We start from the raw sequence: 11980 nt of genomic DNA, 5'->3' as shown, positions 1-11980 counted from the left end.
CAGATTCTCTATCTGCTCGGTCCTGTCGGCGGCGGCAAGTCATCACTCGCCGAGCGATTGAAGAAGCTCATGGAGCAGCGGCCGATCTACACGCTGAAGGCCGGCAACCAGATCAGCCCCGTTTTCGAATCGCCGCTCGGCCTTTTCAACCCCGACCACATGGGCGACCTGCTGGAGGACAAATACGGGATAGCCCGCCGCCGGCTGAACGGGCTGATTTCGCCATGGGCGGCCAAGCGCCTCGACGAATTGTCCGGAGACATCTCCAAATTCAGCGTCGTCAAGCTGATGCCGTCGCGGCTGCGCCAGATCTGCATTGCCAAGACCGAGCCGGGAGACGAGAACAACCAGGATGTTTCGGCTCTGGTCGGCAAGGTCGACATCCGGCAGTTGGAGAATTTCAGCCAGTCCGACCCGGACGCCTATTCCTACAGCGGCGGGCTCAATCGCACGACGCAGGGCCTGCTCGAATTCGTCGAGATGTTCAAGGCGCCGATCAAGGTCCTGCATCCGCTGCTGACCGCCACGCAGGAGGGTAGCTACAACGGCACCGAGAATTTCGGCGCCTTCCCCTACCAGGGCATCGTCGTGGCGCATTCCAACGAATCAGAATGGCAGCAGTTCAAGAACAACAAGAACAACGAGGCGTTTCTCGATCGCATCCTTGTGGTCAAGGTTCCCTATTGCCTGCGGGTTACCGAAGAGAGGCAGATCTACGAGAAGCTGCTGCGCGAAAGCGAATTGGCGGCCAGCCCCTGCGCTCCGGAAGTTCTCGATATTCTGAGCCGCTTCACCGTCTCGACGCGCCTGGCCGAGCACGATAATTCACCGCGCTACACCAAGATGCGCGCCTATGACGGCGAGAGCCTGAAGGAGATCGACCCGAAGGCGAAGTCGGTGCAGGAATACCGCGACGCCGCCGGCGTCGACGAGGGCATGACCGGCGTCAGCACGCGCTTTGCCTTCAAGATCCTGTCGCAGACCTTCAACTACGACACCAAGGAAGTGGCCGCCGATCCTGTTCACCTGATGTACATCCTGGAGGAGGCGATCAAGCGGGAGCAATTTCCGAAGCAGACGGAAGCCGCCTATCTCGAGTTCACCAAGTCTGAACTCGCCACGCGCTATGCCGAATTCATCGGCCACGAGATCCAGAAGGCCTATCTGGAGTCCTACAGCGAATACGGCCAGAACCTGTTCGACCGCTACATCGCCTATGCCGATGCCTGGATCGAGGACCAGGACTACAAGGATCCCGACACCGGCCAGATCCTAAACCGCGAGGTGCTGGACAACGAATTGTCACAGATCGAAAAGCCGGCCGGCATCGCCAATCCCAAGGACTTCCGCAACGAAGTGGTGAAATTCACCTTGCGAGCCCGGGCGCGCAATCACGGTCGCAACCCGTCGTGGACAAGCTATGAAAAGCTGCGCGAGGTCATCGAAAAGCGCATGTTCGGCCAGGTCGAAGACCTTCTGCCGGTGATCAGCTTCGGCTCCAAGCAGGACAGCGTCACCGAGAAGCGGCACAATGAATTCGTGCAGCGCATGGTCGAGCGTGGCTACACCCAGCGTCAGGTGCGTCGGCTGGTGGACTGGTACATGCGGGTGAACAAGGCGGGTTGAGAACGCCCGGGGGTTCCATGCCGATCTTCATCGACCGCCGCCTGAATCCCAAGGACAAGAGCTTGGGCAATCGCCAGCGCTTCCTCCGGCGCGCGCGGGAAGAACTGAAGCGCAGCATACGCGACCGCATACGCACCGGCCGGATCGCCGAGGCGGACAGGGAATACGCCGTGCCGATGCCGGAAAAAGGTACCGGTGAGCCGAGCTTCAACGATGCCAGGAACAGCGGGCGGCGCCAGCACATCCTGCCCGGCAACAAGAGTTTCTCTCCGGGAGACCTGATCCCCAAACCCGGCCAGGGCGGCGGCGCCGGGTCGTCGTCTCCGGGCGACACAGTCTCGGAAGACGATTTCCGTTTCGTGCTGTCGCGTGAGGAGGTTCTCGATCTGTTTTTCGAGGATCTCGAACTGCCCGACATGGTCAAGCTCAACCTCAAGGAAATCCTCGCCTTCAAGTCGCAGCGCGCCGGCTTCGCGACAACCGGTTCGCCGACCAACATCAACGTCGCGCGTACGATGCGCAACAGTCATGGCCGCCGCATAGCGTTGAGGCGGCCGAAGCAGGCGGACGTGGATGCCATCGCCGGGCAGATCGCCGCGCTGGACTCTCAGCCGGCCAGCGCAGCGACGCGTCTGCGTGTCGCGGATTTGCGCAAGGAGTTCGAACGGCTGGAGCGCCGCCGCAAACGCATCGCCTATGTCGATCCGATCGACATCCGCTTCAATCGCTTCGATCCCCGGCCGCTGCCGAATGCCAGTGCCGTGATGTTCTGCCTGATGGATGTGTCCGGATCGATGGGTGAGCGCGAGAAGGATCTGGCCAAACGCTTCTTCGTGCTTCTGCATCTGTTCTTGAAACGGCGCTACGAGCGCACCGAGGTGGTCTTCATCCGCCACACCCACGAGGCCCAGGAGGTGGACGAGGAAACCTTCTTCCATTGCACGCAAAGCGGCGGCACAGTCGTTTCCACGGCGCTCGACGAAATGCGCCGCGTCATCGAAGAACGCTACCCGGCCAACGAGTGGAACATCTACGCCGCCCAGGCTTCGGACGGTGACAATTTCGCCACCGATTCGGAACGCTGCATAGCTTTGCTCGACGGCGCGCTCATGCGTCTTTGCCAATATTTCGCCTATGTCGAGATCATCGACGAACGCGAGAGCCATATTTTCGGAGCCACCGAAAACGGGACGTCGCTGTGGCGCGCCTACAGCGTCGTCGCGCAGAAATGGCCGAACTTCCAGATGACCCGCATCGCCACTCCGGCCGACATCTACCCGGTCTTCCGCCAGCTCTTCGCAAGGCAGCCAGCTGCCCGCAAGAGCGCTTGAGAGGGGTGCAAATGGCCAGGCAGGCAGGCAAACCAGCTTTGCTGTTTTCCGGATCCGATTGGGACTTCAAGACGCTGTCGCGGGCCTATGACGCGATCGAGGCGATCGCCCTGGAAGAACTCCACCTCGATATCTATCCGGTTCAGATGGAGATCATCTCGTCCCAGCAGATGCTCGACGCCTATTCATCGATAGGCATGCCACTGATGTATCGCCATTGGTCGTTCGGCAAGCACTTCCTTCATCACGACCTTCTCTACCGCAAGGGCGGTCGTGGTCTGGCCTATGAACTGGTCATCAACTCCAATCCCTGCATCGTCTACCTGATGGAGGAGAACACCATGGCGTTGCAGGCCCTGGTTACGGCGCACGCGGCGCTTGGACACAATCATTTTTTCAAGAACAATCACCTGTTCCGGCAGTGGACCGACGCCGGGGCGATCCTGAGCTATCTCGACTTCGCCAAGGGCTATATCGCCCGCTGCGAGGAGCGGCACGGCCTCGCGGCGGTCGAGGCGGTCCTCGATTCGGCGCATGCGTTGATGGAACAGGGCGTGTTCCGCTACCGCCGGCCGCCCAAGCTGTCGTCGGAGCGGCAGCGCGAAGGCCTGCGCGAGCGCCTCGAATATGAGGAGCGCTCCTACAACGATCTGTGGCGCACGCTGCCGGCCTCGCAGGAGACCGGCAAGACCGGCGAGAAGGACGAAAGCCTGGCCGAACGGAAGAAGTCGCTCAATCTGCCCGAGGAGAACCTGCTCTATTTCCTCGAGAAGAACAGCCTTGTGCTGGAACCGTGGCAGCGCGAAATCGTCCGCATCGTCCGCATCATCGCGCAATATTTCTACCCGCAGCGGCAAACCCAGGTGATGAACGAGGGTTGCGCCACTTTCGTGCACCACACGCTGATGAACCTGTTGTTCGATCGCGGGCTGATCGGCGAGGGCGCCATGCTCGAAATCCTGCGCAACCATGCCAATGTGGTCTTCCAGCCTGGTTTCGACGATCCCCGCTTTTCCGGCATCAATCCCTACGCGCTCGGTCTCGACATGATGCAGGACATACGGCGCATCTCTACCGAGCCGACGGCGGAGGACCGCGACTGGTTTCCCGACATTGCGGGCCGCGGCGACTGGCGCGAGACGCTGCTCGAGGCATGGGCCGACCATCGCGATGAATCCTTCATCCGCCAGTACCTCAGCCCAACCCTGATCCGGAAATGGCGGCTCTTCGTGCTTGCCGATCGAGCCGACGAACCGCATCTGGAGGTCGCATCGATCCACAACGAGCGCGGCTATGAGAAGATACGCAGCGGCCTGGCCCACAGCTACGACGTGGGGGCGAACAGGCCCGACATCCAGATTGTCGATGTCGACCTGCGCGGCGACAGGCAACTGCGGCTGCAGCACAAGGTGAAGGCCGGTATCCTCCTGGACGAAGGCAGCCGCGACGCGACCTTGCGCCATATCCGCAGCCTCTGGGGCTACGAGGTCAGTCTTGCGGCGGTCGACGCCGAAACAGGCGCGACGCTGCACGAGCGCTCGACCAGGGAGATCGTGGAATAGCGCCGGAGGCAGACGCCGCGCCGCGCCGACCTACCTGATTTTCAGGCGTCGCCGGCCGGCTTTATCCGCAGCCTGGCGATGCGGTTCTTGTCGCGCTTCATGACTACGAAGCGCTTGCCGTGGAAGGTAAAGGCCTGTTTTTCATCGGGGATCGACTGGGTCTCGTGGATGACGAGGCCGGCAATCGTGGTGGCCTCCTCGTCCGGCAGGTTCCAGTCGAGCGCCCGGTTGAGATCGCGGATCGGCACCGTGCCGTCGACGACGACCGAGCCGTCGGCCTCCTGCTTAACGCCCTGGATGTCGACGTCGTGCTCGTCGGCGATCTCGCCGACAATCTCCTCGATGATATCCTCCAGCGTCACCAGCCCTTCCACTTCGCCATATTCGTCGACGACGATGGCGAAATGCGCCTTGCGGCGCAGGAAGGCGTTGAGCTGGTCCTGCAAGGTGGTGGTGTCCGGCACGAACCAGGGCTTCGACGCGATCTTCATCACGTCGATCCTGGAAAAGTCGTTGCCGACCTCGTTCAGCGCCCTCAGCAGGTCCTTGGCGTGCAGCACGCCGACGATGTTGTCGAGCGAGCCCTTCCACAACGGCATGCGCGTATGCGGGCTGTTCAGGATCTCGCGCACCACCGCTTCCGATGCATTGTCGGCATTGACCGAGCGCATGTTGGTGCGGTGGACCATGACGTCGGACACTTCGAGTTCCTCGAGGTCGAACAGTCCCTCCAGACGATTGCGTTCCTCTCGTGGCGCCTGGCCGTCACGGCGGAAATCGTCGGCCGCCTCGCGCGGCTCGTCATGCGCCGGACGTTGCGGATCGACGCGCCGCAATTCGTGGCCGAAGGCAGCGAGCAGGCGGGCGCGAAAGAGCAAGGCCAGCAGCATGGAGCCGGCAAGGACGGCCGCGGCGATCCAGCCAGCCTCGTTCATCCCGGGTGGTTTTCAGCAAGGAAGCCAAGCACTTCCGACGCCGGCACGTCCCTGGCGATGAAGGCCTGGCCGACTCCGCGCGTCAGGATGAAGGTCAGCGCGCCGCGCGACACCTTCTTGTCCTGGGCGATGAAGCCAAGCAGCGCTTCGGCGTCGGGCAGTTCGCCGGGGATGTCGGCCATCCGCCACGGCAGGCCGACGGCGCGAAGATGCGCCTCGACGCGCGCCGCATCGTCCGGGCTCGCTAGGTTGAGCCGCGCCGAGAAGCGATGCGCCAGCGCCATGCCGATGGCGACTCCCTCGCCGTGGACGAGCCGGGCGCCGTCATAGTGCGTCGCGGCTTCCAGCGCGTGGCCGAACGTATGGCCGAGATTGAGCAGTGCGCGGTCGCCGGTCTCGAACTCGTCGCGGGCGACGACATCGGCCTTGGCGCGGCAGGCCTCGGCGATCGCTTGCGTGCGCGCCGGACCGCCGGCGAACACGTCCTGCCAGTTCGCCTCCAGCCAGGCGAAGAAGTCGGGGCGGTCGATCAGCCCGTATTTGGCGAGCTCGGCATAGCCGGCGCGGAATTCGCGGATCGGCAGCGTGTCGAGCACGCCGGTGTCGGCCAGCACCAGCCTCGGCTGATGGAAGACGCCGACGAGGTTCTTGCCGCGCGCGCTGTTGATGCCGGTCTTGCCGCCGACGGAGGAATCGACCTGCGCCAGCAGCGATGTCGGGATCTGCACGAATTTCATGCCGCGCCGCACGATGCCGGCGGCGAAACCGGCGAGGTCGCCGATGACGCCGCCCCCTAGCGCGATGACGACGTCGCCGCGTTCCAGTTTGGCGGCGAGCACCCCGTCGACCACCTCTTCGAGATGCGCAAAGCTCTTGGTCTTTTCGCCGGCCGGCAGCGTGATGACGGCCGCCTGGATGCCGCCCGTCCCGAGGCCGGCCTTCAGCGTTTCGAGATGCGCAGCGGCGACGTTCTCATCCGTGATCACGGCCGCGCGCCTGCCCGGCAAGCGGCGCGAAATCTCCAGGCCAGCGCCGGACAGCAGGCCGGGACCGATCATTATGTCGTAGGCACGATCGCCAAGGCCGACTTCGACGGTGACGGGTGCGACGTCGCTCATGGCCGGGCCTCGTCGCTGGCTTGTACAAGCGCAACGCCAAAATGGCCGCACAGCGCCGCGACCACTTCGAAGGCGATGACCTCCTTGCGGTCGTCGCGGGTCGGCACGGTGATGTCCGATGTGGCATATACGGGATACCGCTCGCCCATCAGCCGCTCGAGCACGGCGCGTGGATCAGGGCTTTTGAGCAATGGCCGGTTCTGCTTCTTGGATACGCGCTCCATCAACAAATCGAGCTCGGCCTTGAGCCACACCGAGACGCCATGCGTGGCGATCGCCTCGCGCGTCTGCGCGTTCATGAAGGCGCCGCCACCGGTCGACAGCACCTGCGGGCCGTTTTCCAGGAGGCGCAGGATGACGCGCTGCTCCAAGGCACGGAATTCGGTCTCGCCATAGCGCTCGAACAGCTCGGGCACGGTCATGCGCGACACGCTTTCGATCTCCTGGTCGCTGTCGATGAAGGGCAGCGAAAGCATCGCCGCCACCTTGCGGCCGATCGCCGTCTTGCCGGCGCCCATCAGGCCGACGAAGACGATGGAGCGGCTGCCCAGCCGCTCCAGCAGCTCGGCATGGCCCTCGCCGGGAGGATTTGCTTGTAGCGCGTTCATACGAGCCCTCTTTGTCGGCGTTATCGACATCAAAAGCCTGTTTGCGTCAAGCACGGCAAGCAGGTCCCGGAAAAGTGTCAGCGGTTTTCCGAACAGGACCTGCGCCAAAACAAGCAGGTCCCGGAAAGTGTTATACGGTTTGCCGGCAAGGACCTGCGTTAGGACAACAGGCTTCTACCTTGAATTGGCCGGATTGGCGTCCCATAAGGGCACAGGGTTTGGAAATGCAGAACAAGAGACGGGCGCATATTGATGCCGACACTGTTTCGCTTTGTCGTGACGCTGACGATTCTGGCCGGCATTGCCTATGGCACGATGTTCGCGCTGGCCATGTTCGTCGAACCGAAAAAGGCCGAAATGAGCGTGCGCATCCCGCCCGAAAAGCTGAACCCCAAGAAGAACTGACGCCAACGACATGAACAGCGCGGCGCGCATCGAGGCCTTCCTGGAGATGATGAGCGCCGAGCGGGGCGCGGCCGAAAACACGCTGTCCTCCTACCGCCGCGACCTGGAAGACGCTTCGATGGCAATCAGCGGCGGGCTCGCGGGCGCGGCCGCCGCCGACATCCGCGCCTATCTCGACGATATCGCCGCGCGCGGCTTCGCCGCCACCTCGCAGGCGCGCAAACTGTCGGCCATCCGCCAATTCTTCAAGTTCCTCTACGCCGAGGGCCTGCGTGGCGACGACCCGACCGGCACGCTGGACAGTCCGAGGAAGGGCCGTCCGCTGCCGAAGACGATGAGTGAGGCCGAGACCGGCCGGCTGATCGACCGCGCCGCTACCGAAGCGGGCGACGCCGACGGCGGCGACCGTCCGGCGCGGCTGCGCCTGCATGCACTGGTTGAGGTGCTCTACGCCACCGGCCTGCGCGTTTCCGAACTGGTCGGCCTGCCGGTGACGGTGGCGCTGCGCGATGACCGCTTCTTCATGGTGCGCGGCAAGGGCGACAAGGAGCGCATGGTGCCGCTCTCGGCCAAGGCGCGCGCCGCCATGCGGGCCTGGCTTGCCGCCAGGGCAGAGCGGCCGGCCCTCGCCGCCAGCCCCTTCCTGTTTCCGGCCGCCTCCGACACCGGCCACCTCTCCCGTCAGGTCTTCGCCCGCGACCTCAAAGGGCTTGCCGCAAGGGCCGGCATCGCCTCGGCCAAGATCTCGCCGCATGTGCTGCGCCACGCCTTCGCCAGCCACCTCCTGCAGAACGGCGCCGATCTCAGGGCCGTGCAGCAGCTGCTCGGCCACGCCGACATCTCCACCACCCAGATCTACACCCATGTGCTGGAAGAGCGGCTGGTGCGGCTGGTCAATGATCATCATCCGCTTGCCGACTAGGCCTCATGTCGCTATGTGAGGGCGACGTTCCATCGCCCGGGGCCCCTGTTTTCGAGGGTTTCGCCAGCCATTGCCTTCCGAACTGTCGGTCCGCTCAAGAATGTACAACTACCTCGATTTCGAAAAGCCGGTGCAGGATCTCGAAGGCAAGATCCTGGAACTGAAGAAGCTTGCCGAGAACGGCGAGGCCGTCGATGTCGGCGACGAGATCAGCCGGCTGGAGAAGCGCTCGCGCGATGCGCTGCGCGAGGCCTACAAGGCGCTGACGCCCTGGCAGAAGGTGCAGGTGGCGCGCCATCCCGACAGGCCGCATTGCGTCGACTACATCAAGGGCCTGCTCAGCGATTTCACGCCGCTCGCCGGCGACCGCAATTTCGGCGAGGATCAGGCGATCGTCGGCGGCTTCGCCCGCTTCCGAGGCGAGCCGGTGGCGGTGATCGGCCAGGAGAAGGGCTCGGACACGGCGAGCCGGCTGAAGCACAATTTCGGCTCGGTGCGGCCGGAAGGCTACCGCAAGGCGGTGCGGCTGATGGAGCTTGCCGACCGCTTTAAGATCCCGCTTCTGACGCTGGTCGACACCGCCGGCGCCTATCCCGGCGTCGGCGCCGAGGAACGCGGCCAGGCCGAGGCGATTGCCCGCTCGACCTCGGCCTGTCTGGCGCTCAAGGTACCGTCGATCTCGGTGGTGATCGGCGAAGGCGGTTCGGGCGGTGCCATCGCCATCGCCACCGCCAATCGGGTCTACATGCTGGAGCATGCCATCTATTCGGTGATCTCGCCGGAGGGCGCAGCCTCGATCCTGTGGCGCGACACCACCCGCTCCAGGGACGCGGCGACCAACATGAAGATCACCGCCCAGGATCTTTACGAAATGAAGATCATCGACGCCATCGTCCCCGAGCCGCTCGGCGGCGCCCATCGGGCGCCGGAGACGGTGATCGCCGCCACCGGCGACCTCATCGCCAAGACGATGAAGGATTTTGCCGGCGCCAACACCGATTTCCGTGAGCAGCGTCGCGAGAAATACCTGGCCATGGGACGCAGCCTCTAGTGCCCGGAAATGTGGGCGGTTCTGGGAGGGCTTAAGGCGCATCGCCTAACACCGTTTCAGCCCGACGCGCTTTATATCCGGGCAGTTCCATCAAACGTTTGGAACGGTTTTCCGTCCGGAAGGCGCCACCCACATCGGTGGTCCAGGCGGCGATCCGGTGGTTCGGAGCGGGGCCGCCATAGACACTTTGCTTTAACGGCTGCTAATTAAGCTTCTCGTTTCGGGGGATTTGAAATGAAGAAATACGAGAAACCCACGCTGATCAAAGCGGCCCGCCTGCAAGCACTGACGGCCCAACAAGCGACTTCCCAGCCGCCAGTGGAAAACGGCAACAGCAATGGCACTGGCACCGACGTCAACTAGTCCCCGTCAAATCCGTTTCTGTCAAAACGTCTGATCGCCCTGGAATAGCTTCGGCCGCTACGCGGCAAAGTGGTGTACGGGCACGATTCCGCCACAAAAATGCCGCCGCGTTCGGCTCAATGAAATTGCCGCGAGGGGTCGTTCGAGGCTTGCGGTAAGGATTTTTCAAGGTTAACGGGCTTACGGTCCGCTCATGTTCAGCGTGCGGGCCTGGCGGTTGAACCCGTGGCCCGAGGGAAAGACTAAGCCGTACCATGTTTGCCAAGCTTGCCCGTACCGGAGTCCTGATCGCCGCCATCGGCGTCGCCGGCTGCAACGATTCCTCGATGAAGGATTTCGCGCCGGAGGCCAACAAGCCGCTGCCGGACAAGATCCTGGCCGACATGAAGGCCAAGGGCATGGTCCGCACCTCGTCGGTGATGGCCCGTATCTTCAAGGAAGAGGGCAAGCTGGAGATCTGGAAGGCCAAGACCAATGGCCGCTACGAGATGGTGGCCAGCTACGACATCTGCAAATGGTCGGGCAAGCTCGGGCCGAAGTACACGGAAGGCGACCGCCAGGCGCCGGAAGGCTTCTATACGGTCCGGCCCTCGCAGATGAACCCGCGCTCGAACTACCATCTGTCCTTCAACATCGGCTATCCCAACGCCTATGACCGCGCCAATGGCCGCACCGGCTCCAACCTGATGGTGCATGGCGCCTGCTCGTCGTCGGGCTGCTATTCGATGACCGATGCCCAGATCGAGCAGATCTACGCCTTCGGCCGCGATGCCTTCCAGGGCGGGCAGACCGAGTTCCAGATCCAGGCCTTTCCGTTCCGCATGACCGCCGCCAACATGGCGCGCTACCGCAACGACCCGAACTACGATTTCTGGAAGATGCTGAAGGTCGGCTACGACAATTTCGAGATCACCAAGGTGCCGCCGAAGGTCGACGTCTGCGAAAAGCGCTACGTCTTCAATCAAGTGGCTCCCGAAGGCACGACCTTCGATCCCACCGGGCCCTGCCCCGCCACCACGCAGCCGGATTCGCTGAAGAGCGCCTATAGCGCCTATCAGAGCACCTATGACTCGGCCTTCAACGGCGCGGTCAAGTCCAGCGCGCCGGCGCCCAAGCCGACGATTGCCGGCATCAAGGAAGCCAGCATCGTTTCCGACTGGTCGAAGCGCCGCGCCCGCGGCGAGCGCGTGCCGATCGACCCGCCATCGATGAACGGCGACGGCTCGGTGACCGAGACCGCGCGCATGGGCCGTATCGATTCGCCGCTCGGCCGCAAGATGGCCGCGCTCGACGCCGAGAAGGAAGCCAAGCGCAAGGCCGAGGAACAGCGGCTCGCAGCCATACAGGCAGCCAAGGCCGCCAAGGAAGCTGCCAAGGCCCAGGCATTGGCCGAGGCGGAAGCCGCCAAGCAGGCTGCCCAGCAGCCGGTCACCACCGCGGGCGTCGAAGCGGCCGAACCGGCAGCCGAAACGCAGGCCGCGAGCGCCGACGACGGCACGGTGACGAAGCTGAAGAAGAAGCTGCTCGGCATGTTCGGCGGCTGAGGTTTTGGCTGATGCATGTCGCCCAAAGTGTAGGGCGGTTTTGGGACAACGACATGCTTGAAAAAAGAGAAAAGCGCCCCGCCGTCTACGATCTCAAGGGGCTGAACTGTCCCCTCCCCGTGCTAAAGGCGAAGAAGCGGCTGGCCGCGATGCGGCCAGGCAGCCTGATCTGGCTGGAAACCACCGATCCGCTTGCCGTCATCGACATTCCGGCCTTCTGCTCGGACGCAGGCCATCAGCTCGTCGAAACGGCGGCGGTGTCCGGCGGCCATCGCTTCCTGGTCGAGCGCGGCGCCGCCTGAGTTCGCGGTCCTGGCCCCTTACCGTCGCCCGGCTATGGCCAGCGGATTGTCCTCCAGCGCCGCGCGGTCGGGCGTGTCGATCGACGGCCTGTTGGTGAGGGCGGCGAACAGCCGGCGCACATAGTCCTCCGGCATGTCGAGCGTGATCAGCACCAGCCTGGTGCCGCGATTGCCCTCCGGCCAGGCCGGCAGCCTTGCCGGCGGGTGCAGGAT

13 protein-coding genes are annotated in these 11980 nt (G+C 63.7%); 9 read left to right on the top strand and 4 right to left on the bottom strand.

What is annotated here, in order from left to right:
- From EN781_RS11815 to EN781_RS11805, 3 genes are all read left to right on the top strand, one after another.
- Positions 1–1626, top strand: a 1626-nt coding sequence (locus tag EN781_RS11815; RefSeq protein ID WP_127400009.1) for a PrkA family serine protein kinase, incomplete at its 5' end; no start/stop codon positions are given.
- 17 nt (positions 1627–1643) lie between these two features.
- A complete protein-coding gene (locus EN781_RS11810; RefSeq protein ID WP_126058053.1) occupies positions 1644–2957 on the top strand; it encodes a YeaH/YhbH family protein in 1314 nt (437 codons plus the stop codon).
- 11 nt (positions 2958–2968) lie between these two features.
- Positions 2969–4519, top strand: a complete 1551-nt coding sequence (locus EN781_RS11805) for a SpoVR family protein (RefSeq protein ID WP_126058052.1) — start codon at positions 2969–2971, stop codon at positions 4517–4519.
- Positions 4520–4560: 41 nt separating this feature from the next.
- Here EN781_RS11805 and EN781_RS11800 read toward each other — a convergent pair whose 3' ends face one another.
- Genes EN781_RS11800 through EN781_RS11790 form a run of 3 tightly spaced genes read right to left on the bottom strand, consistent with a single transcriptional unit; the run spans position 4561 to position 7180 of the window.
- Positions 4561–5454 (bottom strand): transporter associated domain-containing protein, encoded by an 894-nt coding sequence (locus EN781_RS11800; protein ID WP_126058051.1) that lies wholly within the window; start codon positions 5452–5454, stop codon positions 4561–4563.
- Positions 5451–6572, bottom strand: a complete 1122-nt coding sequence (gene aroB, locus EN781_RS11795; protein ID WP_126058050.1) for a 3-dehydroquinate synthase — start codon at positions 6570–6572, stop codon at positions 5451–5453. Before aroB ends, EN781_RS11800 begins: the two co-directional genes overlap by 4 nt.
- Positions 6569–7180, bottom strand: a complete 612-nt coding sequence (locus tag EN781_RS11790; RefSeq protein ID WP_126058049.1) for a shikimate kinase — start codon at positions 7178–7180, stop codon at positions 6569–6571. The genes aroB and EN781_RS11790 overlap by 4 nt, the downstream gene beginning before the upstream one ends.
- A gap of 252 nt (positions 7181–7432) precedes the next feature.
- Between EN781_RS11790 and EN781_RS11785 the strand changes: the two genes are divergently transcribed.
- From EN781_RS11785 to EN781_RS11765, 6 genes are all read left to right on the top strand, one after another.
- Positions 7433–7585: a histidine kinase gene (locus EN781_RS11785; protein ID WP_126058048.1), complete on the top strand. Its 153-nt coding sequence runs from the start codon at positions 7433–7435 to the stop codon at positions 7583–7585.
- 10 nt (positions 7586–7595) lie between these two features.
- Positions 7596–8507 carry a site-specific tyrosine recombinase XerD gene (locus EN781_RS11780; RefSeq protein ID WP_126058047.1) on the top strand — a complete coding sequence of 304 codons (912 nt, stop codon included), beginning with the start codon at positions 7596–7598 and terminating at the stop codon, positions 8505–8507.
- A gap of 100 nt (positions 8508–8607) precedes the next feature.
- A complete protein-coding gene (locus EN781_RS11775; RefSeq protein WP_126058046.1) occupies positions 8608–9558 on the top strand; it encodes an acetyl-CoA carboxylase carboxyltransferase subunit alpha in 951 nt (316 codons plus the stop codon).
- A gap of 234 nt (positions 9559–9792) precedes the next feature.
- A complete protein-coding gene (locus tag EN781_RS35800; RefSeq protein WP_281033022.1) occupies positions 9793–9921 on the top strand; it encodes a hypothetical protein in 129 nt (42 codons plus the stop codon).
- Positions 9922–10175: 254 nt separating this feature from the next.
- Complete coding sequence (locus EN781_RS11770) at positions 10176–11465, top strand: murein L,D-transpeptidase family protein (RefSeq protein WP_126058045.1); 1290 nt, start codon at positions 10176–10178, stop codon at positions 11463–11465.
- Positions 11466–11518: 53 nt separating this feature from the next.
- Positions 11519–11767 carry a sulfurtransferase TusA family protein gene (locus tag EN781_RS11765; RefSeq protein WP_126058044.1) on the top strand — a complete coding sequence of 83 codons (249 nt, stop codon included), beginning with the start codon at positions 11519–11521 and terminating at the stop codon, positions 11765–11767.
- Between the two features lie 18 nt (positions 11768–11785).
- Here EN781_RS11765 and EN781_RS11760 read toward each other — a convergent pair.
- The coding region (locus EN781_RS11760; protein WP_281034369.1) for a GTP-binding protein at positions 11786–11980 on the bottom strand (195 nt) is incomplete at its 5' end.

Origin of the sequence: Mesorhizobium sp. M4A.F.Ca.ET.090.04.2.1 (assembly GCF_003999085.1) — a bacterium.
Taxonomy (GTDB): domain Bacteria; phylum Pseudomonadota; class Alphaproteobacteria; order Rhizobiales; family Rhizobiaceae; genus Mesorhizobium.
This window is presented reverse-complemented; position numbering and strand designations above follow the sequence as displayed.